Below are 26006 nucleotides of genomic sequence, written 5' to 3' on the forward strand. Positions count from 1 at the left end.
CGCGTCCCGCCGATGGCGCCGTTCCGGAATCGTCCGAAACGGATGAGGCGTGCCCGACCCCGCGCTGGCCTGGCGGATCAGTCCCGCTCGAGCTCCCGGGCCAGGGACTCCAGTTCCGCCCCGCCGGCCATCAGCCGGGTCAGCTCGTCGATGGTGATGCCTTTCCGGTCGAACTCGCCCAGGCTGGCCCCGCGGTTGAGCACCAGGAACCTGTCCCCCACCGGGTACGCGTGGTGCGGGTTGTGGGTGACGAACACCACGCCGAGGCCGTGGTCTCTGGCCTGCGCCACGTAGCGCAGCACCACCCCGGCCTGCTTGACGCCCAACGCCGAGGTGGGCTCGTCGAGGATGACGACCCTGGCACCGAAGTAAATGGCCCTGGCGATGGCGACGGATTGCCGTTCGCCGCCGGACAGGGTGCCGATGGGCTGGTCGACGTCACGCAGGTCGATGCCCATCCGGCCCAGCTGCGCGAGCGTGATCGCGCGCATCTCGGCAACCTTGAGGCGGGAGAACGGGCCGATCCCGGCGCTGAGTTCGGCGCCGAGGAAGAAGTTGCGCCACACCGGCATCAGCGGCACGATCGCCAGGTCCTGGTAGACCGTGGCGATACCGGCGTCGAGGGCGAGGCGCGGACCGGTGAAGCGGACCGCCACCCCGTCGAGCAGGAGTTCACCGGAAGAATGCGGGTGCACACCGGCGAGGACCTTGAGCAGGGTCGACTTGCCCGCGCCGTTGTCGCCCAGCACGCAGAGCACCTCACCCGCGCCGACCGAGGTGGAGATGTCGCTGAGCGCGATGACCGACCCGTAGACCTTGCCGACGCCGCGCACCTCGAGGATGGGCGTTGGCCGGGTTGTTCCTGCGGCGCTCATGCGCGCACCCCGGCTTGGCGGCGCACCGAGAGGTTCACCAGCACGGCGAGCAGCAGCATCCCGCCCAGGAAGGCCTTGAGCCAGTTGTTGTCCCACTGGGCGAACACGATGCCCTGCAGGATCATGCCGTAGATCAGCGCGCCGAGGGCGGCGCCGATCGCGGACCCGTAACCGCCGGTGAGCAGGCAGCCGCCGACCACGGCGCAGATGATGTAGATGAACTCCTGGCCAATGCCCGTGGTGGCTTGCACCGTGGCCACGTCGAAGAGCGAGAGCATGCCCACCAGCCAGCCGGCCGCCGCCGTGCCCATGAACAGGCCGATGCGGGTGCGCTTGACCGGCACGCCGGTCTGTACGGCGCTCTGCAACTGCCCGCCGATGGCGAAGATCCAGTTGCCGTACCGGGTGCGCAGCAGCAGCCAACTGGCCACGGCGGTGATGCCGAGCCACCAGAAGACCGACACCTTGAGGTTGACGCCGAAGACCGGGATCGTCGAGCCGAAGATCGCCTTTCCGGCGTCGAAGCCGGGCACCAGGGTCATGCCCTGGATGGCGACCTGGCCGGTGACGAGCTTGGTCCCGGCGAGGTTGAGCCCCTGCAGGATGAAGAAGGTGCCCAACGTGACGATGAAGCTGGGGATGGCGGTCTTCACGACCAGGAACCCGTTGAAGGCGCCGACGGCGAGGGCGATCAGGAGGGCGAGCAGCATCGCGAACCACAGGTTCATGCCCCACTGGGTGGTGAACGCGCCGACGAGCAGCCCGGTGGTGCCGGTCATGGCTCCGGCCGAGAGGTCGAACTCGCCGCCGATCATGAGCATCGCCACGGCGACGGCCATGATGCCGAACAGCGACGCGGAGTAGAGCCAGGTGGCCGCACCTGCCGGCGACAGGAAGGATGTCGTCGCCACGGAGAAGTAGCCGAAGATCACCAGGGCGGCGACGAGGGCGCCGATCTCCGGGCGACGCAGCAGCCGCACCATCGGATGCGTGCGCGTCAGGCGCTCGTCCGGCGACGCATCCGGCGCGGAGCCCGGTGCGGTCAGCATCGTCATCGGGTGCCGTTGCCGGCGAACGTCGCCACCTGCTCGGCGTTCTCCTTCGTCACGAAGCCCGGCCCGGAGTAGACCGGCTGGCTGCCGCCGACGACGTTGCCGTTGGTGTAGAACAGCTCGAAGAAGTCCACCGGCAGATAGCCCTGCAGGTACGGCTGCTGGTCGACGGCGAAGAGGATGCTGCCGTCCGAGATGAGGCTGGTGACGTCGGCGGAGACATCGAAGGTGCCGATCTGGGCGTCGCTGCCGGCCTCGGCCACGGCCTGCGCGGCAGCCACACCCACCGCGGAGTTGAGGGTGAGCACGCCGTCGATGCCGGGGTCGGCCAGCAGGGCGCTCGTGATGGTGCTCTGGGCCTCCGCGACGTTGGCGATGTCGACCTGCACGTTGGTCAGGCTGCCGTCGAGGGTGTCCGCGGCCCCACGGCAACGGTCCTCGAGCCCGGCGTTTCCGGCCTCGTGGATGACGCAGATGACCTTTTTCGCCGACGCCGCGGCGAGCTGGCTGCCGGCGCCCTGACCGGCCAGGTACTCGCCCTGGCCGATGTGGGTCATGGCGCCGAGCGCGGCGGACTCCTCGGCTCCGGAGTTGATGGTGATCACGGGAATGTCGGCGGCCACGGCAGCCGTGACGGCACCGCGCAGGCCCTCGGGGTTGGCCATGGACACGATGATGCCGTCGACCTTGGCGGCGATCGCCGTCTCGATCAGCTGGCTCTGCTTTTGCACATCGGGGTCACCCTGGTAGGTGACGGTGGCGCCGTAGCGGTTTCCGGCGGCCTCGGCGCCGGTCTTCACGACGTCCCAGAACGCGTCGCCGGGAACCGAGTGCACCACGAGAGCGTAGGTGCGGCCGGAGTCGTCGGCCGGGGCTGCTCCGGCCCCCGAGCCGGCTCCGGCGACGGGCTGGCCGGTGCAAGCGGTGAGGGCGAGCAGGGCGAAGCCGGCGCTCGCGCCCAGGAGGGTCCGGCGGGCAGAGATTCTCGACACGAGTGGCATCGTCCTTCGGGTTCGGGCGCGTAAACAGCTTGGCCTTTTCAGGCGCAGTCCACTTTAGGCGTCCGAACGGCGAATACCGCAGTCGGGCTGCAGCCCCACGGCCTCAGGCCGGGCGGGCGGCCTGCTCCACCCGGTTCCGGTAGCCGGCCCACCAGTCGGCGTCTCCCGACGGCAGGTTCTCGTTTCCGGCCCGCAGCCCGGCAGCCCCGTCGATCAGTTCGCGCACGATATCGGCGTGGCCGGCATGCCGGTGGGTTTCGGCGATCAGGTGCAGCAGGATGCGGTGGAGCGTGACCACATTGCGGTCGGCGGGCCACCAGGCCACCCGGCCGGTGGCAGCCAGCGGCACCTGGGTGATCGTGGTGTCCGAGTGCGCCCAGACCCGCCGGTACAGGTCGTCGATCGCGTCACGGGACTCAGCCGGGGTCGCCCACATGTCGGCGTTGTCCTCGGCGTCGTCGCCCATCCAGGACAGCTCTTCGGGGAAGGTGCGGCCGAAGGTCTCACCGAGGTACCCGGCCTCGACCCCGGCCATGTGCTTGACCAGGCCCAGCAGGTTGGTGCCGGTGGGCACCAGGGGGCGGCGAATGTCGTACTCGCCGAGACCCTCGAGCTTCCAGACCAGGGCTTCCCGGGCCTCCTGCAGGTAGCGGCGGAGATCTGCGGTCATGTCGGCGTCGGTCATGCCGACCAGCCTTGCAGATCGGCGAGAATGGAGCCATGAGTGCTGCCGGCGAGTTCATCGACGCCACCCTGCAGCGGGAGAGCTCCTGGGAGCGCGCCGACGCCGATCGGGCCCGGCTGGGCGGCAGCCTCACCTTCTACGGCGCATCCGTCGGCGCGATACGCGGCACGATCCGCGATGCTGGGCGGCGCTACGCCGGCCTTGGCCACGACGAGATCACGGCCCTGAGCTCCGAACTGTGGGCGGTGCGGGTCTACGAGCGCCGGCTGGCGGCCGTGGTGCTGCTGCAATCCCACGTGCGGATGCTGCGGGCCTCCGACCTCACCCGCATCGAGGGTTTCCTGCGGACCGCGCAGCTGCCCGCTCTCCTGGACCCGCTCACGGCGGATGTGGTGCGGCCGCTGGTCGATGCCCTGACCGGTCCGGCGCGCAGCCGCGCGCAGATCGTGCTCGACCGGTGGGCCCAGGATCCCAGCGCCGACCTGCGCCGTGCCGCCGGGCTGCTCGGCGTCGCCGGCGGCCCGGCCCGGCGTCAGGAGCACTAGTCGTCAGGAGCGCGTGCGTCAGGGTGTGACGATGACCTTGCCCCGGATGCTGCCGTCGGTGAGCCGGCGCATGGCTGTCGCGGCCTCGGCGAGCGGATACACCCGATCGATGACGGGCCGGATCGCGCCGCTCTCGAGCAGGCCCGCGAGGGTGTGCAGGTCCTCCTGACGCATGACCGAGACCAGACCGGTGAGTTTCTGGGATACGAACGGCGACAGCAGCAGCGCCCGCAGGGCCCGCTCGAAACCGCCGGTCACCCGGCCGCCGCCTTCGCCGCCGACGAGTACCAGGGTGCCGCGGGGCGCGAGCAGTTTGCGCAGCGAGGAGACCGACCGGTTGCCGCCGGTTTCGAGCACGAGGTCGTAGCGCTCGCCCGACCGGGTGATGTCGCCGCGGGTGTAGTCGACGGCCGCATCCGCCCCGAGCGAGAGAACGTAGTCGAGCTTCGCGGTGCTGGCGACGCCCGTCACGTGCGCTCCGAAGGTCTTGGCCAGCTGCACGGCATAGCCGCCGACGGCGCCGGAGGCCCCGATCACCAGCACCCGCTCCCCCGGGCCGGCGTCCCGCAGCGGGGCGAGGGCCTGCAGGGCTGTGACGGCAGAGGTCGGCACGGCCGCGGCCTGCTCGAAGCTCAGGGCCGCCGGCTTGGGCTCGAGTTTGTCTGCCCGGGCGGTCGTGTATTCGGCCAAGGAGCCCTCACCGACACCGAACACCTCATCGCCCGGTGTGAACCGGGTGACGTTGGCGCCGACGGCCTCGACGCGACCCGCGACATCCATGCCCCGCACCCGGCTTTTCGGGGCGCGCAGGCCGACGGCGGGCCGCACGAGGTAGGGCAGACCCGCCATCAGATGCCAGTCACCGATATTGAGGCTCGCGGCCTCGACGCGGAGGAGAACGTCGTCGGCGCCGACGGCCGGCCGCTCGATCTCGGCGGGGTGTAGAACGTCAGCCGAGCCGTAGCTGTCGTGGACGATGGCTCTCATGATGTGCCTCCAGGTCGAGTGAGGATGGGAGTTGCCGGGTACTGGAACACGTCGTCGAGTGGTCGATTGAACACCCGGGCGATCTGGAACGCCACCTCGAGAGAGGGCGAATAGCGGCCCTGCTCGATGGCGATGATGGTCTGCCGGGTCACGCCCACCCGGTCGGCCAACGCGGCCTGGGTCATCTCTCCGTGCGCGAAGCGGAGCCCGCGAATGTTGTTGGTCACGCTCGTCGCCTTCACCATGACTGGAATCCACGGCGGTAGGCGATGATCTTGGCAATGGAGGCCAGGATCGACGAGAGCACGAAGGCCAGGTAGATCACGTTGGCGATCCAGAACGCGTCCAGCCCGGTGATGGCGAAGACCAGCGCGAGTACGGCCCCGATAATCACGAAGGACTGGCCGATGTGTTCACCGAGCCGGTTGATCTCCTTGTCGCGCTGGTCCTTCCGGCCGGCCTCGTGGGGCGACAGGATGGCCGCGATGATGTTCAGCAGGATCCCCGCGACGATCGAGCCGACGATGGTCCACAGCATCGCGGGAATGTAAGCCGCCTGCTCGAGAGGGGCGCCGTCTGCGCTACCCAGCACCAGAACCAGATAGATGCCGTACGCCACTACCGCGACGACGACCATGATCCAGGCGCGTTGTTCTTCGCGTGCCATTTGCGGCTCCCTGCCTCGATGCCGGACGGTGTGCCGCGTCCGGCGTGTAAAAGATTGTTGACACGATGAATGTATGCCCGACCAGACACCGTGTCAAGTATTTTTTACTTACCCTTTCGCGACTTGCCGAGAAATGCACCCTCACGGGCGCCGAAGGGCTACTTTGCGGCAACTCACGCAACCGGGCTCGGACGCGCCGGGCTCAGGAGTGCGCGAGCAGCCAGTCCAGCGCCGGCGCGCACTCGGTGAGGATCGAGATGTGGCCGTCATCGGCACAATCCCACAGCTCGGCGTTCGGGATGGCGTGGGCCAGCCAGGCCCCGTGCGCGGGCGGCACGACCCGGTCGCGGCCGCCCTGCGCGATGAGCACGGGCACCGAGATCGCCGTCACGTCAAATCCCCACGGCACCACGAACGCCATATCGTCATCGATGAGCCCGTCGGGGCCGGCCGCCGAGGCCTCCCCCACGTCCGCTCCCAGCGGCGCCCAGTCACCCTTCAGGGCGGCGTAGTCCCGCTCGACGAAGCTCGCCGGATCGAACTCCGCGGTCGCCTGGTAGTGCGCACGGGCGGGCCGGCCTGAGCAGGCGGCGCGCAACGCGCCGTCCGACGCCATGCCGGCGAAGAAGTCGAGGCCCTCGGCGTCGAAGGGCGCGATCGCGGCCAGGCAGGCGGCGGCGGTCACCCGCTCGGGCAGCAGCGCAGCGCAGGCCAGGGCGTGCGGGCCGCCGCCGGAGGCGCCCATCACCGCGAACCGGTCCAGCTGCAGGGCGTCGGCGATGACCGCCACATCCGCCGCCGCCGACCCGACGGTGCGGCCGGGCAGCGGCGTCGACCCGCCGTAGCTGGGCCGTCCGTACGAGATCAGCCGGATGCGCCGCTGGGCCGCCGCCGCGAGCAACGGCTCGAGCAGGGCCCCGGTCTGCGGCGAACCGTGGTGCCACAGCACGGTGAGCCGGGCCGGGCCAGGTTCGCCGACGGGGTCGTAACCGTCGAGACCGCCGTATTCACCCGTGGCAGCGGAATCCCCGGCGAGGCCGGTACTCCCAGCACTGTCGTGCACCCTGAGCACACGTCCATCGGAGCGCCGCAGATCCTGCACTGACACCATCGGGCCAGCGTAAGCCGGATTCAGGCGCCCGGCCAGCACGGCGCGCGGGTCAGGCCACGCTTCGGTCAGATGCCGCCCGGTCCGGTTCGGCCTGCTCGGCGTCCCTTGGTACCGGCGACATCAACGGGGTGATGTAGGAGAAGCCCGTCGCGGTGTTCTTGGTCATCGACAGCACGAGGTCCATGTACGGTTCGAGCGCGGTGACCTTGTCGAGCGGCGATCCCACGATGAGCTGGAAGCCGAGGCCCTTCCAGGCCGCGACGGCCCGGCCGGCGAACTCGGAGTCCGACTTCACGAAGCCCTCGTCGAGGAAGACCGGGGCGAACCGGGGCCGGGTGCGGCTTTCATCGCCGAGCTGGAACCGCAGGGCGGCGCCGACGACGAACGCGACGAGCTCCTGGGATTCGCCACCGCTCTTGCCGCCGAGCGACGAATAGGTGCTCACTTCCACCCCGTCCGGTGTGGTGCGCACCGCGGTGATCTCCACGTGCCTGCGCACGTCCAGGAGCAGGTCGCGGTCCGAGTCGGCCCTGGCGGCATGGCGGGCGGCACCGGCCCGCCCCGGACCGGCGATGTCGAACTCGTCCGGTCGGCGGATGAGATTCATGAACGCCTGCAGCCTGGTGAACCGGCTCTCGGTCTGCTCGTCGGTGAATTCCTCGGTCGACCCCGAGGAGAGCAGCTTGAGTTCCTTGCGGAACGCCGAGGCATCGTCACGGTGCAGCCGGCGCAGCGAGATCTGCAGCCGGTCGCGGCCGGCGCCGAACGGCAGCGTCCGCAGGATGTCGTTGATCGGCCGCAACCGGTCTTCGATCTCCTCGATCGAGGTGGTGAAGGCGCCGACGAGAGGAACGAGGTCCTGTCCGCTCCACGCGGAGAGGCGCCGCTTCCATTCCTGCCGGCGCTCGTAGAGGCCGAGCGTATAGACGGCGTCGAGGATGTCGCTGTAGCTGGAGTAGGACTCCATTGCCACGCCGATGTTGGGGTCGGGCCAGCGACTCTGGAAGGTCTCGAAGATGCCGATCAGGGTGTCCCTGGCACTGCGGGCGGTGTCCCGGTCCTGGCTGGACTGCTCGGTGAGCCGCTCGCGGAGGCGCTTCACGCCGTTGGCGAAGGTGGCCAGCTCGGCGCTGTCGCTCACGGCGGCGAACTGCGCGTCGAGGACGGCGGCGTGTTCGTCCGGCAGGCTGACCGACTCGTCGGCGGTGATGCGCTCGAGCCTGTCGTTCACGATGTCCTGGCGGTCCACGATCGCGGCGTGCTCCTCGCCGAGCACCGCGGCCTCCCGCTCGGTCTCGTGCTTGTGCTTCTGGGCGGTCTCCAGTTCGGCGGACAGCCGCGCCTCTTCGTCCTGGAGCCCGCGCAGCACGTCGCTGCCGGCGAGCAGACGTTCCCGCTCGGCCTCCTTGGCGGTGATGCGTGCTTGGGCGCCGGCCACGTCGATGGCCGCCCATACGGTGTCGAGCACGTGTTGGTGGGCATCCTTGAGGCGCCGCAGGGCGATGATCCGGCCGGCCATGGCGGAGGCCTGCCCCGCCAGGTCGTCGGCGCGCTCCTTGAGCGCGGCGAGCTCGTCGGCGATCTCCGCCAGGCGCACCCCGCTGGAGAAGCCGATGATCGAGCGCTGGTCCTTGTTCCAACCGTGTGCGCCGCGCTTGCCGTTGCGGGTCTGTCCGCTCTGGGTGACCCTGGACCCCTCACCGGCGAGGTCGGCGGGGCCCGTGACGCAGAGTGCGTCCAGGCTCGGGGTCTGCACGCGGTCCTGCACCCAGCGGCTGAACAGGGAGTCCTTGAAGACCAGCTTGCCGGAGACGTAGCGGGGGTCGGGGTGCACCTGCTGGTGCGGGTGCAGCGGCACGCCTTCGAAGTGGATGCGCACGGGAATGTGCAGAGGGTCGATGGCCGCGCCGAGGGCAGCGAGGCGCGTCTCGTCAACGAGCAGCACCCGAACGACAGAGGCGAGGGTGACCTCGGCGGCCTGTCGCCAGGCGTCCTCGCCGGGAGCGATGTCGATGAGCTCGGCCACGAACGGCAGCTCCTCGGCGGGGATCCCGGCCGCCTCAGCGATCATCAGGCGGGCGTTGTGCAGGTGTTGGGGAACCAGGCTGGCCCGGCCCTTGAGGAAGCTGTGCTCCTGCTTGAGGGTGCGGATCTGTTCCTCGAGCGGGTAGGCGGTGCGCTGCAGGCCGACCCTCTGCAGGTCGAGTTCCTGCTCGGTGGCGGTGAACCCGGCGAGGAACGACTCAGCCTGTTCTTGCGCGGCGGAGAAGGCGTCCGCCGACTCGATGGCCGTGTCGATCAGCGCGATGCGCTCATCGAACCTGGCCCGTTCGGCGGCCACGTCGTCGCGCTTGCTGGCGAGCACGTCGAGGTCGTTCTGCAGGCCGGCGAGGGCGTCGCCGCCGTTGTCGCGCTGCTGGTGCACCAGGTCGGCGATCCGCACCTTCAGGTCGGTCTCGGCTTCCCTGGCGGCACTGTGCGTGGCCTGGTTGTCGCGCCGGCGGGCGCGGTTGGTGTCGGCGGCGGTGTCGAGCAGACCGTGCTCGGTGAGCAGCTGCCAGAGCACGAAGGGGGTGTCACCGTCGCGGTGCACGCCGAAACGGTCGATGAGGTCGGCCTTCTCAGTCGCGGTCTCGTAGTCGCGGTGCAGTTCGGGGAGGCGTTCGAGGACCTTGGCCTTCTGCGCCTCGGTGACCATGGCGCCGTAGGAGCGTTCGAGGTCTTCGAAGTGGTCGACGGCTTTGTCGGCGGCGGCGTAGGTGGCGGGCTCCTCCAGCACCATCGACTTGTACAGGCCGTCGACGGTCTTCACCTGCTGGCCGGCCTGGATGCGGGCCAGCAGGCGCAGCGCCTTGCCGCCCTCACCGTTGGCGCCGATGCCGAGCCGCGTGTACAGGGTCTGCGAGAACGCGGCATAGGTGTCGAACACGTCGAGGTCGGCGAACCGGTTCTTCAGGGCGCGTTTATCGAAGCGGGCCTCGGTGACGTCGGCGAGGTCGCGCAGGTCGAGTCGGCCGTCGCGGGTGGCCATCTTCATGGTCACGTCGGCGAACTTGGTGGCGCCGCGCGGCACGAAGTAGGCGCGCAGCACCGTGAACCGGCGCTGGTTGTCGTCGATGAAGGTCATCGCTATCGCACCCCAGGTGGCCGAGTCGGCGCCGCGAAGCACCTGATCGTGCATCTGCCCGGTTTCGGCCTCGCGGCTGGAGTCGGTCTTGCCGCGCAGGTACGTCATCAGGTTGCGCTGGTCGACGCTGCGGGCCCGCCCGGAACCGGCGTCGTTGGACGCACCGTTGAACGGGGTGTCCGAGGGCATCATCAGCGCCAGGTAGGCGTCGAGCAGGCTGGACTTGCCGGTACCGGATGCGCCGGAGACCAGCGTCGCGCTGGCGGCGAAGTCCACCTCGTGGTGACCCTGGAAGCCACCCCAGTTGACCATCTGGAAGGACTCGGCACGCCACTGGGTGGTTCCCTCGGTGGCACCGTCCATGTGGAACAGCGGGGAATCGGTCATGAGACGGCCTCCAGGGCGGGGTCGGCAGGGTCGGATGTCTCGGGTTCGGGCTCACGGAGCTCCTGGCCGTTCTGCTCCACCAGCCATTCCCACAGCTCGCCGAGTCGCTCGATGGGCAGCAGCACCTCGATCACGGCCGAGATGCGGAACCGGTCCGGATCGCTGGTCTTGAGCAGCACCCGCGCCTTCGCCAGGCTGTCCACGGCCGCGGCGGCGCGACGAGCGTCACCGAACCTGTCGGTGGCGTGCTCCGGCCGGAAGTGCGCGACGTTCTCGACCAGGTTGTCCCGGTCGACGATGACGATGTCGACGCCGCTGGCGCGTTCGCTGCGGAACCGCTGGCGCAACAGCACCAACAGGATGGTCTCCTCGCGGGTGTACGCCACGTCGTGCAGCAGGGTCGGGAATCTGTCCCCGCCCTCGCCGACGGCCTGGCGCTTGAAGGCCACCTCGTAGTGCAGGTCGACGTGCAGATCGAGGAACAGGTCGTTGAGGCGCGACTTGAGCAGGCTCTGCGAGGCGAGCAGGGTGCGCCACTCGGCCGGCTGCAGGGCGGCGGAGATGTAGCGGTGTTTGAGGAGCAGCACCAGGGTGCGGCGCTGCTCAACGGTCAGGCCGCCCTCGTCCCCCTCGAACAAAGAGAAGCTCTGGGCGCCGTCCTGCTCTTCGGTCGTCTCGGCGCCTTCGACAGTGTCGTCGGTCACGTCGTCGGTCACGTCAGCGGTCACGTTGTCAGTCATGATCAGATCCATAGTTCATGGCGGCCAGGGCCGCGGTGTCGTCGTCGGTCAAGATGATGCGGGGCACCCTGAAGGTGCGGCGGGAGCCGTCGGGTCGCACGGTTTCGAAGGCCTCGGTGTCAGACCCCGCTGTCGCGGCCTCGGCATCCGTGCGGTCGATGGCGTCGACCTGGGTGGCGATCTGCAGCAGCCCGAGGATCTCGACGGGCCGGCGCATCGCTGGGTCGAGGCTGTTGAACGCGTCACCGACGGATGCGGCGCCGTCGATGCTGAAGGCCGTCACCATGGCATCGCGAAGCTCGGCCAGCAGCGGGCCGCCCTGGGTGCGCATCGCATCGAGGGTGGGCGGTTCCGGGGCGAGCGCCGAGACGTCCTCCAACGGCGGCGGCGCCTTGTGGGCGCCGGGGTCGTAGAAGCGTTCGCGCAGGTGCTCGAGCTCCAGGGTGCCCGGCATCAGCTCGGCGGTCACCGTGGAGCGGGGCCCGGCGGTTTCCATCCAGATCGCGAGTTCCTTGTTGATCTCCCGCAGCAGCCGTTCCAGTTCGCGGTCCTTGACAACGTCGTGGTTCACGATGTGCTCACGCAGCGTGGTGGTCAGGCCGTTGCGCTGGGTGAGCACGTCGTCGACACCCTTGCGGATCAGGCTGACGGTGCCCATGAAGCTGCGCCGGTCGGCGGCGCTGAGCTGGAGGGCGAACGGGTGCAGCATGATCGACTCGAGGTCGTTCTTGAGCTCGGCAAGCAGGGCGTCGTTGCGCAACAGCACGAACGCGCCCTCGAAGGCGCGGCCCTCCGCGGTCGACGACATCAGGGTGTCGGTCTTGGAGAGGTATTCGTCGAGCACCTCGCTGATCGGCCGCTCCTCGGCGCGGAAGTCGTTCACGATCTGCCGGTGCATGCCGGCGACGGACTCCTCGACACGCTTGAAATCACTGGGCAGCTGAGTGATCAGGTCGATCAGGTTGGCGTAGCCCTCGTGCATCGCATCGTTCGAGGCCGCGGCGATCTCCCCGCCGGTGGCGAGTCGGTCACGCTCGGCGGTCTTCTGGGCGATCTCCAGGTCGAGCCGGCGGATGCGTTCGTCCCGGTCCGGATTCGCCTGGGTGGCGCGGTGCCGCACGGTGTCGACGATGGTGGTGAGGCGGGATTCGCTGATCAGCGCCCGGTCGCGGGAGAGCCCGTCCACGAGCAGCAGGGCCTCGAGGGCGTGTGAGGTGAGCGAGTACTGCTCCTCACCGTCGTCCCCGGTCTCGCGGTAGAGCCACTGGTCGTTCATCCACTGCACACACAGGGCGCGACCGTTCTTGCCTGGAACATCGCTGCCCACGGAGCGGAGGTCGGCGAGGTAGGCATCCACCTGGGTGTGCAGCCTGTCGGCCTGAACGCTGCGGCGGTCCCGGCTGAACGAGGACTTGAACACCGCGAGCACAAACGGCGCCCACTTGCGGTCGAGCAGACGCAGGGTGGGTCGGTCGAAGGCGCTGTGCACCCGCGCTAATTCGGCCGCTATGTCGCTCACTCGTGCCCGATCCTTTCTCACCGGTCCGTCCCCGGACCTCCTCAACCGTAGTCGCCCCGGCGACCGCGAATCGGCGGCGTAGGTGTGCCGTGCGGTCGCCGGGCTCGGCCGGCCGAGACGCTCAGTAGTCGCTGAGGCCCTGACCGGCTGCTTCGTCGGCCTTGAGCTTGAGCAGGGCCAGATCGACGAGAACGAACATTTCGGTGCGTTCGGCCCGGCGGAGCTGATACTCGGGGTCGAGTGCGTCGATCGACAGGCGCATCAGGCGGGTGTGCATGGCGTCCTGGAGCTCATCGCTGGCCGCGTGCTGGGCGTCGCGCACGAGGAGGGCGACCTGGTCCTCGTCGCCGGCCGCGGCGACCAGGGCGAGGGCGAGGAGTTTGTGCACTTTCCGGCGCAGTTTGAGCTTGTGGAGGTCCATCAGCTGGTCCTGGGTGAGGTCGTACCGCCAGGTCGACGAGGTCAGTTCCTTGCGCTGCGCGCGCACCCTCTCGCCGGACTCCTGGTTCTCCCGGGCGAGGGCGAGAAGCTCCCGGCGGGCCGAATCGGCGAACCTGGCCAGGTCGTAGTCGGCATGCTCGGCCAGGCCCGCGACGATGATGTCGTTCTTGACGGCCATCCGGACCGAGGACAGTGCGATGAGCAGCCCCTCATCGACGATGCGGGATATCGGCACCCTGGCGTGCTGCGTCGCATCCGTCACAGGCCCATTTTAGTGAGTGAGAGCCACTTAGACTGCGGCCATGGGGAAAATCTGGAACGATGCTGCCGTTCGATATCTGCAGGACCGGCGGATTTGCCCCCGATGTGACGCGCGACTGACCGGCGAATGGTGCCCGGGCTGCGGGGCGGACCTGAGCGGTCCGCTCGGCGGTGAGATGGTTTCGGCCACCGGCCGGGTGGTCAAGGCGTTGCGGGCGCGGGACCGCCTGATCGAGCGGATACCGACGGTGTGGCCGGCCGGCACGACGGATGGCACAACGCCGGCAGGTATCACGCCGACACGCACAGCGCCGGCAGGCACGGCATCGACCGTTGCTCCGTCAGAACCGACACCGACAGAGTCGCCCCGGGTCCCCGCGGGTCCGGCCCGTGCCACGGCCGTCCCGGACGCGGGTGCCCAGGTGAGCGTGCAGTCGGTGCTCGCCTTCGCCGGCGCGGCCCTGCTCGCCGTGGCCGCACTGGTCTTCACCTTTTTCAATCCCGACCTCACGAGCTTCGCCGTGCGCACGAGCATCGTCGCCGTCATCACGGTGGTCTTCCTCGGCGGCGCCTGGCTGTTCGCCCGGCGGGGCCTGCGCTTCTCGGCAGAATCCGTGGCGGGCCTGGGCGTGGTGTTCATCGCCCTCGATGTCTGGGCTTTCGTGCAGCTGGCGCCGGCGTCCGTGAGCGGCTGGACCTTCGCCGCCCTCGGCACCCTGCTCGGCTCCGCGCTGCTGTTCGGGCTGGGCGCCCGCTCCGGCGTGCGGGTCTGGCTGTGGGCGGCGGTCGTGGGCCTGGCCCTGTCCCCCGGGCTGTTGGGCAGCGGCGGCGGCACCTGGAGCGCAATTCTCGGCAGCCTGGGCGTGGCCGTCGTCGCTCTCGGCCTGCACCCCGTGCTCGCGCGCCTCTCCCCGGGGCTGGGCTCCGCGCTGGGGTTCGAACGCAACACCATGACCACCCTGCAGGCGGTGGCGGTGCTCGCCGCCCTGCTGCAGTTACTGCTGCTGTCGCTGACCACGATCACCTCACAGATCCTGGGTTATGCGGGCATCTTGGTGGTGCTGGCCGTGGTGGCGGCGCTGGGCAGCCGCAATGGGCTGCCCCGGCTCTGGAGCTTCGCGGCGGGCGCCTTCGCGGTGGCCGCGGTGGCGATCCTGCCGCTGGCCGTGCCCTTCGGCGATTCCGCCTGGTACCTGGCGTTGATCCCGGTGGCGGCCGGGGTCGCCCTGGTGGGGCTGGCCGCGTTGCGCTCGAGCCCGGTCGCCCGCCGCAGCGCCCTGACGTCCGGCGCCGTCACGGTGCTGGCCCTGGGCGCGAGCCCCGCCCTGGTGACCGCGGTCACGCAGCTGTCCGGCGCGCTGTTCGCGCCCCTGCGCTGGGCCGGCTACCGCACCGGCGGCTACCCGGGCACTGCCTCGCCCTACCCGGCCAGCGGTGACTTCGCCTTCGTCGCCGGCTCGGCAACCCCCTCGGGGTACGGGGCGGGCCTCGTCGCCCAAAACCTCGGCCTGGCCTCGATCGTCGCGCTGGCCGCCCTCGCGCTGACGGCCTGGGCGGTCGCGCTGGTGAGCCGTGAGAGCGTCGCAGCCGAGGCATCCGTGCCCGCACCGACCCAGACGACGGCGGGTGCGCCGTCGACGCCGATCCGCCTGGCACTGTGGATGGGCGTTTTCACCCTGCTCACCGTCGCCGGCTGGGCCGGCTTCTCGCTGACCGGCCAGGCCGTCGTTGGCCTCGTTCTCGCCGGCCTGCTCATCGCCGGTCTGCTGTTCGTCCCCGCGCTCGCCTCGGCACCGACGACGATCAGGAGCGTGCCGGTCATCGGCGCCCATCTGCTGTTGCTGCTGGCGGCGGTCACCGGCTGGCTGCAGGAGTCGACCACCGTGTGGGTCGGCGCGGCCGCCGTACTCACCCTCGCCGCGCTCGCCCGCACCCTGCCCGAACGGTGGCGGCCGGTGTACCTCGGTCTCGGCTACGCGTACGCGTTGGTGATCGTGGCCACCGCGCTCACCCTCGCCCGCGTCGACGGCATCGCGGTGCTCTGCCTCACCGCCACCCTCGGCCTACTCTGCGCCCTCGCCGCCACCGTCACCACCTGGCTCACCCCGCGCAGCTGGTACGCGGTCCTCCTGGTGAGCGCGGTGCCGTTCGTCGCCGGGGTGGTGGGAGTGCTGCTGGTGCGCAGCGGCTGGACGGCGCTGTCGACCGGTGTGGCCTTCGCCCTGGCCCTGACCCTGATGACCAGCCGGCGGCCGGGTCTGACCTTGCCGCTGCGATCCTTCGCGGCCGGCCTCCTGGTGCCCTCGCTCGCGGTGGTCGTGGTGTGTCTCGGCGCGCAGCTGTTGGCCACCAGCGGATCACCGGTGGTCCTGCCGCTGATCGCACTGATCGTCGCCGGCACCTTCGCGGCCACCGGCCCGATCACGCAGGCGCTCGAGAGGCGCGGCCTGGCGGCCCTCGAAGCGGACGCCTGCCGCCGCTGGATCGAGGCCTCCGCCGCGGTCACCGGGCTGCTGGCCGTGCTGCTCGCCCTCGTGCGCACCGCGGCCGGCCTGTCCACCACGGTGCTCGTACTCGTGATCCTCGGCATCGGGGCGGCCGTCAACGCGCTGCAGACCGGACGCCGGTCTGCCTGGTGGGCGGCCGGCGCCAGCTGGACCGGCGCCCTCTGGTGCATCTGGGCCATCCGTGGCATCGAGGTGATCGAACCGTACGTGCTGCCGCCGGCGCTCGCGATGGTGATCGTCGGCGCGATCCTCGTGACCAGGGGGCGGGCCGGCCAGACGCTGGCCACCACCGGTCTGGCCCTGGCCGTGGTGCCGAGCCTGCTGGTGCTCAGCACGAACGGGTCCGCGGGTTTCGGGGCGGCCGGTTTCGGGGCCGCCGCGTTCGGGCCGGTCACGCCGTGGCGGGCCTACGGCCTGCTGGCCGCCGCCCTGGTACTCGTGGTGATCGGGTACACGATTGTCCGCGCCACCGCAGTTAGCGGGGCGGCTTCGACCGGAACGTCTCCGGCCGGCCAGACCCAGGCCGGCCAGGCACAGACCGGCCCGGCCCCGACAGGTCTGATCGGGCTCCGCAGCCTCATCGGCGCCACTGCGGTGGTGGCCACCCTGGCCGCGGCGGCGGGCGCCGTGCAGGCCATGCGCTGGGGCCTCGGTCTCGACGACCTCACCGCCACCGCCCAGACCGGCGTTATGGTGCCCGTGCTGTTGGCCAGTGCCACGGCCACCCTGCTCGCGGTCTTCGCCGGACTCCTGGCCCAGGGCGACGCGGCACCGCACCCGAACGCCCCGTCGCGGTGGCGCTACGCCGCGGCCACGGCGTTCCTGGTCGCCGGCCCGATCACGGCCATCCGGCCGGACGCCTTCTCGATCGGCACCCTGGTGCTCCTCATGGTGATGATGCTGGGCTTCATGCTCGTGGTGTCGGCCAGGGCCCGCACCCGTGCGGTGTCGTTGCCGCCGGTGTGGTTCCTGTTCGTGCTGGCCTGGTGCACGGCCGTGGCGGGTTGGAGCGAACGGGAGCTCCGGGTCGAGGCGTTCTCGATCCCCCTGGGCCTGGCCCTGCTCGGTGCCGGCGTCATCGGGATGCGCTCGGGCGCACGCGCCGTGCCGGCCACCCTCGGCTCCTGGCCGGCCGGTTTCGCCGGCTCGTGGCGGCTGCTGGCTCCGGGCATCATCGTCACGTTCCTGCCGTCGGTCCTGGCCACCGGCACCGACCCGCAGACCTGGCGCGCCATCCTGGTGATGTCCCTCGCGCTCACCGCGATCCTGATCGGCTCGACCCGGCGCCTGGCCGCCCCGTTCCTGATCAGCCTGGGCGTGCTGCCCATCGAGGTCATCGTGGTGTTCACGGTGCAGATCGGGCAGACGATCAACCCGCTGCTGTGGTGGATCACCCTGGCCACCATCGGTGCGGTGATGCTCGTGATCGCGATCACCTCCGAGCGGAAGGGTGCCGCGGGAGGCGGCCTCTCGGCGCGCCTGCGCGACCTCACCTAACTCCCCGCGAACTGTGACTCAAGCACCAGGAACTCCGGGTCTTTGGGGCCTTTATTGCCGGCGGTGGGGGTGGTTAGGCCGACAGCAGGGCGGCGGCGCTGTCGCGGGCGGTGCGCGCCGCATCCGTGCCCGCGGCCCAGGTGAGGTAGCCGCCGTCGAGATTCACAGCGTCTCGGCCCAGCTGGGCGAGCAGCCGCACGGCGGTGTGTCCGCGCTGGCCCACCTTGCAGTGCACGATCAGCCGACCCTCGGGCAGCTCCGCCTGGCGGGCGCGGATGTCGTCGAGCGGGATGTTGACCGAGCCGGGGATGGCTCCCTCGGCGTACTCCCCCGCCGTGCGCACGTCGATCAGGGTGGCGCCGGCCGCGCGGGCCGCGTCGAGTTCGTGCCACTGCACCGACGGGGTCAGCCCTTCCGCGGCATTCAGCGCCACGTAGCCGAGCATGTTCACCGGGTCCTTGGCCGAGGAGAACTGCGGCGCATAGGCCAGTTCGAGGTCGGCGAGTTCGGATGCCGTGATGCCGCCGGCCATGGCCGTCGCGATCACGTCGATGCGCTTGTCAACACCGTCACCGCCCACACCCTGGGCGCCGAGGATCGCGTCGGTGTCGGCGTCGACGACGAGCTTGAGCGCCATAGACTCCGCCCCGGGGTAGTAGCCGGTGTGCGAGGCGGGGTGGGTGTGCATCACCCGGATGTTCCGGCCGCGGGCTGCGAGCAGCTTCTCGTTCCAGCCGGTGGCGGCGATGGTGAGTCCCATCATGCCCACGACGGCGGTACCGAGGGCCGGGCGCACCCAGATTCTCTTGCCGGTGATCACGTCGGCGACCAGACGACCGTGGCGGTTGGCCAGGCCGGCGAGAGCCACCAGGCGCTGCTCGCCCGAGATCGCGTCGGTCTTCTCCACGGCGTCGCCGATGGCGTAGGTGTCGGGGTCGCTGGTGCGCAACTGGTCGTCCACCGCGATGCCGCCGCGTTCGCCGATCGTGAGGCCGGCGGCCTGGGCCAGCGCGGTGTCCGGCCGCACACCGATGGCAGCGAGCACGAACTCGGCCGCCACGACGCTGCCGTCGTTGAGAGTGGCGGTGTCCGCGCCGATCTCGGCGACCTGGGTGCCCAGACGCACGCTGACACCCGCGGCGCGCAGCCGCTCGGCCACCGGGCCGGCCATCTCGGGGTCCAGCGGCGGCAGAACCTGGTCACCGAGCTCCACCAGGGTGACGTCCAGGCCCCGGTGCACGAGGTTCTCCACCATCTCGAGGCCGATGAAGCCGGCGCCGATGACGAGGGCGCTTCGCGGCGCCACGGACAGGGCCGACATGGCCGCGTCGACGTCGTCGATGTCGCGCAGGGTCAGCATCCGCTCGCCACCGGGCAGCGGCGGGCGCACGGGCGAAGCGCCGGGCGAGAGCACGAGGGCGTCGTAGCCCTCGGTCGACTCCCGGCCGGTGGCGAGGTCGCGTACGGTGACGGTCTTGGCCGCGCTGTCGATGCCGATGACCTCCGTGCGCACCCGCACGTCAAGGTTGAAGCGGCTGGCGAGCGAGGCCGGCGTCTGCAACAGCAGGCTGGAACGCTCTTCGATGACACCGCCGAGATAGTACGGCAGGCCGCAGTTGGCGAACGAGACATGGCCGCCCCGTTCGAACACCGTGATCTGGGCGTTCTCGTCGAGGCGACGGAGGCGGGTGGCAGCGGACATGCCGCCGGCGACGCCGCCGATGATGAGGTATCGGTTCTGGGTCATGACTCCAGTGTGCTATACCCCAGGGGGTATGCGCAAGTCGAGGGTTGAGGGTCGCGCCGCTGCCGGCACGAAAGCGTCCGGCGGCCGCACCTCACGGGTGCGGCCGCCGGACGGATGTCGCTGCTCTGGCCGGTCTCACCGGCAGCCGTCAGCGGATGTTCGCTCCGCGCACCGTCGTTACGCCGCCACACCGCGCCGGCGCAGCACCAGCACGGCGCCGCCGGCGAGCACGAGGAGTAGCGCGAGCAGTCCCGGCAGGGCGGGGTTCACGCCCGTGCTCGCCAGGGCGCCCGGCGCGGCCTGCGACGACGTCGCCGCAGCGCTGACGAGGATGTCGTCCCAACCGATCAGCGTGCCGTCCTCGGCCGCCACAACCACGCGGTGCACGCCGGGCACCGTGCCGTTCGGGATGACGACCTGCACGGTGCCCGCGGCGGTGACCGTCGTGGATGCCAGCAGCGTCGGAGTCGAGTGAAGCCACACGGTCACCGCGTCACCCGCGAACGCGCGGCCGACGGTGACCGTGATGGTGTCCCCCGGCTTGGCGGTGGCGGGCACCGATACCGGTCCGCGCGCGGACTCGACCAGAGCGGCCGTCGCCACAGGAGACGGTGCGGCCGGCCCGGTCGGGGCCGCGGTGGGCTGGGTCGTCGGAACCGGAGTCGGCTCAACCGTCGGAACCGGAGTCGGCTCAACCGTCGGAACCGGAGACGGCTCAACCGTCGGAACCGGAGACGGCTCAACCGTCGGAACCGGAGACGGCTCAACCGTCGGAACCGGAGTCGGCTCGACCGTCGGAACCGGAGTCGGCTCGGTCGGTGTCAGCGGGGTGCACTCGATGCTGCCCACCCGGATCGCGTGGCCGCCGGTGTTGGAGTCGTCTGCCCAGAAGACGGGCTTGGCTCCGGAGACGCAGGCACTCTGCGGGGCCAGGGCGAAGCCCTCGTTGTTGAGGTTGGGCATCGACGCCGGTCGCTCGTACACCGTCGTGACTCCGAATCGCCCGTCGGAGGCGCCGGACTGCGCGATCTCCAGGACCGCGGAACGGCCCGTGCAGGTGTCATCGCAGACGGCCCAGAACCGGCCGGTCGAGGCCTCGAACTCCAGGTCCATCACACCGGAGAATCCGCTCGCGATGGTGGCGACGCGGGTGTAACCGCCGCTGGCCTGGTCCAGCGCGTAGGCGTAGATGGCTCCGTTGGCCTCCAGTCCGACGAAGAACAGGCCGGTGCCGTGACCGGCGTAGAGAGCCGGGTCGTAGGCGGCGTTGGTGCGCTCATCGAGCATCCCCTGGGCCACCAGAAAGCTGTCCGGCACCCAGGCGATGGCCTCGAGGCCGGCGTTGGCGCCCACAACGGGCAGGTCTGCGGTGAGGTTCCATTCCATGCTCGCGGTGAGCTGGGTTCCGGTGGCGGATGCGTCATAGCGCAGCACCGCGGGCCGGCTCACGCCGCTCACGGCGTTGTTGCGCTCGCTGGCGATGAACAGCCCGCCGTCGGCGCCTGCCGAGGTCAGAGTGACGCCCTCGGCGTCCACGTCGCCGGTGCCGTCGGTGTAGTGCAGCGGCTTGCCCGCGCCCCAGCCGGCGGTGGTGTCCGGCACCCAGCCGGCGCCGTCGGCGACGAGCTTGTAGAGCGCTCCGGTGCCGTTCTTGGCGGCCCAGAGCACGTCACCGGCGGTGCCGGCAGCACCGGCAGCCTCGTAGGCCAGCCCGCTCATGTTGCCGCCGAGCACGCCGGCCGGGTCCACGGTGCGAACCTCGGCCGAGCCGGGCCAGGCCGCGGTGACCAGGTCGCCGGCGCAGCTGTTCGCGGCGCCCTTGGTGCTGGCGGTCGTCGCGGCGAAGTCGCCCGTGCCGTCGGCGCAGCGGCCGTAGCTGGTCGCAGCGTGCGCGGTCCACGCGTAGCTGTCCAGCAGGGTGCTGCCGTCGGCGGCGAGGAGGCGGGCGGTGTCGGCGCCGCCCAGTCCGAATCCGCCGGCCGCGTCGACGTCGATGGCGAGGTATCCCCCGGCCGCGATGCTCGTGCCGGTCGGGAGGATGACGGAGTGCGTGTCGTCGTTGTCCTTCAGGACGAAGCCGGAGACATCCGCGGCGGTCGAACCGTTGTTGATCAGCTCGAGCCAGTCGCCGGGCGTGCCGCCGTTCGACTCGATCTCGTTGAGGCGCACGGGCGAGCCACAGTCGTTCGCGGCGCCCTTGGTCGAGGAGGTCATCTGGGTCAACTCGGTGCCGCCGGGGCAAATGCCCCAGGTGGTGACCGCGTGGCTGGTCCAGCTCACCGAGCTGACCAGGGTGAAGCCGTCCGGGGCGAACAGGCGGGCGGAGTCGGCCGAGCCCAGGCCGAAGCCGAGCAGGCCCTCCTCGACCACGAAGTAGCCGCCGGCGACAATCACGGAGCCGGACGGCAGCACGGCAGTGTGGGTGTCGTCGTTGTCGCGCACGATCCAGCCGGTGAGGTCGACATCATTCGCGCCGGGGTTGAACAGCTCAACCCAGTCGCCGGGCGTGCCGCCGGTGGACTCGGTCTCGGTTATGCGCACATCCGCTGTCTCGGGCACGACGCAGTCGTTGGCCGCTCCCTTCGTTGCGGTGGCCGTGTCGGCGAATTCGCCGACGCCGTCGGGGCAGCGGCCGTAGCTGGATGCGGCGTGCGCGGTCCACGCGTAGGAGTCGATCAGGGTGACCCCGTCGGTGTCGAACAGTCGGGCTGCGTCTCCCCCGCCGAGGCCGTAGTCCATGGTGGGTGCCTCGACGACGAGGTAGCCGCCGCCGGCGATGGTCGAGCCGACGGGCAGCACGGCCGCGTGCGTGTCGTCACTGTCCTTGAGCACCAGCCCGGAGGCGTCGACGGGAGCCGTGCCCACGTTGACGAGCTCGATCCAGTCACCGCGGGTGCCACCGTTGGACTCGACCTCGTTGAGGCGCACGTTGTCGGCGACGGACACGTCGCAGTCGTTCGCCGCACCGCGGGTGGCTGCCGTGGTCTCACGGAACTCTCCGGTGCCGTCGGGGCATCGGCCCCAGCTGGTGGTCGCGTGGGCGGCCCAGGCATAGGAGTCGACCAGGGTGGTGCCGTCAGCCAGGAACAGGCGGGCGATGTCGGCCTTTCCGAGGCCGAAGCTGGTGGCGCCGGCGCCGTCCACATCAACGGCCAGGAACGCGCCGGGTTCGAGAACCGTGTTCGCCGGCAGCGCGAAGGTGCGCTCGTCCTTGTCGTCCTTGACGACCCAGCCGGAGACATCCGCCGCCACCTGGCCGATGTTGGTCAGTTCGATCCAGTCGCCGGGCGTGCCGCCGTCGGACTCGACTTCGTTGATGCGAACCGAGGGTGCCGGGGCCGCCATGGCCGGGCTCAGGGTGGCGGCGAGTGGAACCGCCAAGGCGAGGGTGAGGATGGCGGCCAGGCTTGGCCGACGCCAGTGAGTGCGCACAGGAATGCCCCTTCGAGGCTGTGGGTGACGAGCCTCGGATGGGCCCGATCCACTGTGGCGATGCCAGGAAAACTTCCGGTGAACGGCGAGCGAACGCTCCTACCCGGCACTCTGCCGGAGCACCCGGCGGAACGGGATCGACGATGCGAGGACCAGCACGAGCAGGAACGACACGCCCAAAACGGCGACCCACGCGCCACGAGGTTCGGTGAGGGTGAGCATCGCCCCACCGATCGCGGCAGGCGTGAAGACTGTCGCCGCCAGCGACGCCCCGACGAGCACTCCGGCCGCGATTCGCCCCCACAGCCGCCCGCGGCCGGAGATCGCATAACCGCCGCCGATGCCGATCAGGGCCACGCCCACCGCGGCTCCACCGATACCGGTGGTGACGAGCTCCATGAACGCGCCGGGCCGGAATAACGGCACCACCGCGAGAACCAGCGGCGACAGGGCCAGCCACCGCCAGTGCGGGGCGCCCCCGACCCTCCGCAGCGATTCGGCCCAACCGAGCAGCCCACCGGTCAGGGCGCCGGGCAGCAGAATGACGGCGAAGGTGCCGACCCAGTCGAATCTGGATGCGAACCCGACGAGCTCGGCCATATAGGCGCGCAAGCCTGCCGCCCAGGCGAGCCCGCAGATCGCACCGATCACGATGAGGGACGCGGCCGCCGGTTCGGCGCTCTTGTCGTCCACGCTCGCCTCCACCCCGGTTGCCCCGGTCAGGTGTTCGCCGCCGACTCTAAGAGGCTTCCGGGCAATCGGCAAGGCCAACCGGCTATTGCTCCGTGCGCCTCGTGCCTATGCTGGAACGACCATGCGACTCCTCCTGATCCGTCACGGCCAGACGCCCGCCAATGTGCTCGGGCAACTCGACACCGCTCACCCGGGCCCGGGCCTGACCGAGCTCGGCGAACGACAGGCGGCCGTCATCCCCGAGGCCCTCAGGTTCGATTCCATCGACACCATATTTGCGTCGACGCTGCATCGCACCCAGCTCACCGCCCGTCCGCTCGCGCTCGACCGCGGCCTGGACATCCAGGTGGCCGACGGCCTGCACGAGATCGAGGCCGGCACGCTCGAGCGACGCAGCGATCACGCCTCCATCCGCACCTACATGGAGACAGTGTTCGCCTGGGGAGCCGGCAACCTCGATGTGGGCATGCCCGGCGGGCCGGATGGCCACGCCTTCTTCGCCCGGTTCGACGCCGACATCGCCGTGGCGGCCGCCAGCGGAGCGACGGCGGCGGTGTTCAGCCACGGCGCCGCGATCCGGGTCTGGGCGGCGGCTCGGGCCACCAACGTGCCGCCGATGTTCGCCGGGCTGCACGACCTGGACAACACCGGCGTGGTCGAGCTGATCGGCTCACCCGACGAGGGCTGGACGCTGCTGTCCTGGGCGGGGGTGCCGCTGGGCGGGATGCCGCTGGTCGACACCTCCGCCGTGGATCCGACCGGCGAAGCGCTCGACGCCTCTTAGCGGGCGCCCTACTTCGCGCTATCCCGGGGAACCTGGGGAACCTTGGGCCGCACGAGGGCATGACTGTCGCGCAGAAGCTGCTCCACGAGCTCGTCCTCCACGAACCCGTCGAGCACGATGGTGATCCAGTGCTTCTTATTGAGGTGGTAGCCGGGGTGGATGTGCCCGGGAAATTCCTCCCGCAGCGCGCGCCCTTCTTCGGGGTCGCACTTCAGTGACACGCTGAACGGGTCACCGGCCAGCGCGCTGAGCGCGAAGATCTTGCCGTTGCCGCTGGTCTTGAAGACGCTGATCTCGTCGCCGAACGGAAACGTCTCGGTGGCCTGGGGCAGGCTGAGGCAGAACTCGACGAGGGCGTCCGGGGTCATGTCTGTGACACTAGCGACTTCTCCCGGACCAGTCAGCACTCGGCGAGGTCTCAGGCCGGAACGCCGACCATTGCGCCGGCGGTCAGCTCCACGGACCGCAGCCGGTCACCGATCTGCTGCGACGCGTGGGCGAGGATCAGTTCGTCGGCCTGGGTGGCGGTGGTCAGCTCCTCGAGGAAGGTGCGCACGTCCGCGGGGGTACCCACGGCCGTGTATCGCATCATGTCGGCCAGGCGGCGTCCCTCCGTGGTGGTGAGGAAGGCATCGATCTGGTCGTCGGAGTACTCCGGCGATGCCGGTCCGCGGGCGATCATGCTGCGCACCCTGGAGCGACGCATGATCTCGAACTGCTGCGTGGCATCCGCCCCGTCGTCTGCCGCGATCACGTTGGCGGCCACCATCAGGTAGGGCTCGGCGAGCTGCGCCGACGGCCGGAAGTCGCGCCGGTAGGTGGCGACGGCCTCAAACAGCGAGTCGGGTGCGAAGTGCGATGCGAACGCGTACGGCAGGCCCAGCGCGGCCGCGAGGCCGGCACCGAACAGGGAGGACCCCAGGATGTAGAGCGGAACGTTGGTACCGGCTCCCGGCACCGCCCGCACCCCGGGGATGATCGATTCATCGCGCAGGTACGCGGCCAGCTCCATCACGTCCTGCGGAAACTGGTCGGAGGCGCGCGGGTCGCGGCGCATCGCCCTGGCGGTGGTCTGGTCGCTGCCGGGAGCCCGGCCCAGGCCCAGGTCGATGCGGCCGGGGTACAGCTCCGCGAGGGTGCCGAACTGCTCCGCGATGGTGAGCGGCGAGTGGTTGGGCAGCATCACGCCGCCGGATCCGAGCCGGATGGTGGAGGTCTGGGAGGCGACGTGACCGATGAGCACGCTGGTGGCCGACGACGCGATCGTCGGCATGTTGTGGTGCTCGGCGTACCAGACCCGCTGGTACCCGTGCTTTTCGGCGGTCTGGGCGAGCGCGACACTGGCGGCGAAGCTTTCCCTGACGGTCTGCCCGGGGGCGATAGGGGCGAGGTCAAGTATGGAGAGCGGTGTCGTCATGTTGGGGGTAACGGTTTTCGGGGCCGAATCGATACCCGCATTCACCGAATCCGACCGACACCCGGCAGGAACCGGCCGACCCTGGCCGCGTAGTCCGAGTAAGCAGGATGCTCTTCGAAGAGCATTTGCTCCTCCCATCGGGTCTTTCCGGCCAGGAGCCCGATCAGCGCCACCCACACCACGACGTGCATGAGGGAAGAGCCGATCACGACGAGTCCCAACCCTCCCGACATCAGCCCTGTGTAGATGGGATTGCGCACCACCGCGTAGACCCCGTTGGTGGCCAGCGGGGCGTCGTCGCGCGGTATCGGGCTGGCCGTCATGGCGGGGCCGAGCGTTGTGGATCCCTGCACCGCGAGAGCCACCCCCACCGCGATAAGCGCGATCGCCGTGGCGACGACAAACCCGTTCACCGGCCACACTGTGCCATGCGGGAGGACGAGAAGGCCTACCAGCAGCAGGATCTGCACAAAGACGAGGCCGGAGGCGAGCGCACGTTTCATGCACCGAGAGTACGCCCGCCGACCCGTG

At 70.2% G+C, this 26006-nt stretch carries 21 protein-coding genes; 3 read left to right on the forward strand and 18 right to left on the reverse strand.

Annotated features, from left to right (window positions below; all coding sequences use genetic code 11):
• Positions 1-77: 77 nt before the first annotated feature.
• The 4 genes from RCH12_RS06475 to RCH12_RS06490 all read right to left on the reverse strand — a co-directional run bounded on the left by RCH12_RS06475 (position 78) and on the right by RCH12_RS06490 (position 3613).
• On the reverse strand, positions 78-875 hold the full coding sequence (locus tag RCH12_RS06475) for an ATP-binding cassette domain-containing protein (protein ID WP_327016372.1): 798 nt from the start codon (positions 873-875) through the stop codon (positions 78-80).
• Positions 872-1930, reverse strand: coding sequence for an ABC transporter permease (locus tag RCH12_RS06480; RefSeq protein WP_327016373.1), 1059 nt, complete (start codon positions 1928-1930; stop codon positions 872-874). Before RCH12_RS06480 ends, RCH12_RS06475 begins: the two co-directional genes overlap by 4 nt.
• The gene (locus RCH12_RS06485) at positions 1927-2919 is read right to left on the reverse strand and encodes a substrate-binding domain-containing protein (RefSeq protein ID WP_243399192.1); all 993 of its coding nucleotides are present in this window, start codon (positions 2917-2919) and stop codon (positions 1927-1929) included. The genes RCH12_RS06480 and RCH12_RS06485 overlap by 4 nt, the downstream gene beginning before the upstream one ends.
• 112 nt (positions 2920-3031) lie before the next feature.
• Positions 3032-3613, reverse strand: a complete 582-nt coding sequence (locus tag RCH12_RS06490) for a DinB family protein (protein WP_327016374.1) — start codon at positions 3611-3613, stop codon at positions 3032-3034.
• Positions 3614-3648: 35 nt separating this feature from the next.
• On the opposite strand from RCH12_RS06490, the gene RCH12_RS06495 reads away from it, so the two are divergent.
• Positions 3649-4158, forward strand: a complete 510-nt coding sequence (locus RCH12_RS06495; RefSeq protein ID WP_327016375.1) for a DNA alkylation repair protein — start codon at positions 3649-3651, stop codon at positions 4156-4158.
• Between the two features lie 18 nt (positions 4159-4176).
• Here RCH12_RS06495 and RCH12_RS06500 read toward each other — a convergent pair whose 3' ends face one another.
• The 8 genes from RCH12_RS06500 to RCH12_RS06535 form a co-directional block, all read right to left on the reverse strand.
• A complete protein-coding gene (locus tag RCH12_RS06500; RefSeq protein ID WP_327016376.1) occupies positions 4177-5145 on the reverse strand; it encodes an NAD(P)-dependent alcohol dehydrogenase in 969 nt (322 codons plus the stop codon).
• Positions 5142-5390, reverse strand: coding sequence for a helix-turn-helix transcriptional regulator (locus tag RCH12_RS06505; RefSeq protein ID WP_103431556.1), 249 nt, complete (start codon positions 5388-5390; stop codon positions 5142-5144). The genes RCH12_RS06500 and RCH12_RS06505 overlap by 4 nt, the downstream gene beginning before the upstream one ends.
• The gene (locus tag RCH12_RS06510) at positions 5384-5812 is read right to left on the reverse strand and encodes a hypothetical protein (protein WP_327016377.1); all 429 of its coding nucleotides are present in this window, start codon (positions 5810-5812) and stop codon (positions 5384-5386) included. The genes RCH12_RS06505 and RCH12_RS06510 overlap by 7 nt, the downstream gene beginning before the upstream one ends.
• A gap of 202 nt (positions 5813-6014) precedes the next feature.
• Positions 6015-6923, reverse strand: coding sequence for an alpha/beta fold hydrolase (locus RCH12_RS06515; protein WP_327016378.1), 909 nt, complete (start codon positions 6921-6923; stop codon positions 6015-6017).
• 49 nt (positions 6924-6972) lie between these two features.
• The gene (locus RCH12_RS06520) at positions 6973-10437 is read right to left on the reverse strand and encodes an ATP-binding protein (protein ID WP_327016379.1); all 3465 of its coding nucleotides are present in this window, start codon (positions 10435-10437) and stop codon (positions 6973-6975) included.
• Positions 10434-11177 (reverse strand): DUF4194 domain-containing protein, encoded by a 744-nt coding sequence (locus RCH12_RS06525; RefSeq protein ID WP_165789128.1) that lies wholly within the window; start codon positions 11175-11177, stop codon positions 10434-10436. Before RCH12_RS06525 ends, RCH12_RS06520 begins: the two co-directional genes overlap by 4 nt.
• Entirely contained in the window at positions 11170-12696 is a 1527-nt protein-coding gene (locus tag RCH12_RS06530) for a DUF3375 domain-containing protein (RefSeq protein ID WP_327016380.1), read from the reverse strand. The genes RCH12_RS06525 and RCH12_RS06530 overlap by 8 nt, the downstream gene beginning before the upstream one ends.
• Before the next feature lie 121 nt (positions 12697-12817).
• Positions 12818-13399, reverse strand: a complete 582-nt coding sequence (locus RCH12_RS06535) for a hypothetical protein (protein ID WP_133163876.1) — start codon at positions 13397-13399, stop codon at positions 12818-12820.
• 175 nt (positions 13400-13574) lie between these two features.
• On the opposite strand from RCH12_RS06535, the gene RCH12_RS06540 reads away from it, so the two are divergent.
• Positions 13575-17402: an SCO7613 C-terminal domain-containing membrane protein gene (locus tag RCH12_RS06540; protein ID WP_327016381.1), complete on the forward strand. Its 3828-nt coding sequence runs from the start codon at positions 13575-13577 to the stop codon at positions 17400-17402.
• 73 nt (positions 17403-17475) lie between these two features.
• Here RCH12_RS06540 and RCH12_RS06545 read toward each other — a convergent pair whose 3' ends face one another.
• The 3 genes from RCH12_RS06545 to RCH12_RS06555 all read right to left on the reverse strand — a co-directional run bounded on the left by RCH12_RS06545 (position 17476) and on the right by RCH12_RS06555 (position 23274).
• On the reverse strand, positions 17476-19149 hold the full coding sequence (locus tag RCH12_RS06545) for an FAD-dependent oxidoreductase (RefSeq protein WP_327016382.1): 1674 nt from the start codon (positions 19147-19149) through the stop codon (positions 17476-17478).
• A gap of 177 nt (positions 19150-19326) precedes the next feature.
• Positions 19327-22581, reverse strand: a complete 3255-nt coding sequence (locus RCH12_RS06550; protein WP_327016383.1) for a lamin tail domain-containing protein — start codon at positions 22579-22581, stop codon at positions 19327-19329.
• A gap of 99 nt (positions 22582-22680) precedes the next feature.
• Positions 22681-23274, reverse strand: coding sequence for a hypothetical protein (locus RCH12_RS06555; protein WP_327016384.1), 594 nt, complete (start codon positions 23272-23274; stop codon positions 22681-22683).
• 121 nt (positions 23275-23395) lie between these two features.
• Between RCH12_RS06555 and RCH12_RS06560 the strand changes: the two genes are divergently transcribed.
• Positions 23396-24058, forward strand: coding sequence for a histidine phosphatase family protein (locus RCH12_RS06560; RefSeq protein ID WP_103432314.1), 663 nt, complete (start codon positions 23396-23398; stop codon positions 24056-24058).
• 8 nt (positions 24059-24066) lie between these two features.
• Here the strand turns inward: RCH12_RS06560 and RCH12_RS06565 are convergent, their stop codons facing one another.
• Genes RCH12_RS06565 through RCH12_RS06575 form a run of 3 tightly spaced genes read right to left on the reverse strand, consistent with a single transcriptional unit; the run spans position 24067 to position 25978 of the window.
• Positions 24067-24426, reverse strand: coding sequence for an MmcQ/YjbR family DNA-binding protein (locus RCH12_RS06565; RefSeq protein WP_327016385.1), 360 nt, complete (start codon positions 24424-24426; stop codon positions 24067-24069).
• Between the two features lie 50 nt (positions 24427-24476).
• Entirely contained in the window at positions 24477-25475 is a 999-nt protein-coding gene (locus RCH12_RS06570; RefSeq protein ID WP_327016386.1) for an LLM class flavin-dependent oxidoreductase, read from the reverse strand.
• A gap of 41 nt (positions 25476-25516) precedes the next feature.
• Entirely contained in the window at positions 25517-25978 is a 462-nt protein-coding gene (locus RCH12_RS06575; RefSeq protein ID WP_103432317.1) for a methyltransferase family protein, read from the reverse strand.
• Positions 25979-26006: the final 28 nt, after the last annotated feature.

Source organism: Cryobacterium sp. MP_3.1, from assembly GCF_035984795.1.
GTDB classification, from domain to species: Bacteria; Actinomycetota; Actinomycetes; order Actinomycetales; family Microbacteriaceae; genus Cryobacterium; species Cryobacterium zongtaii.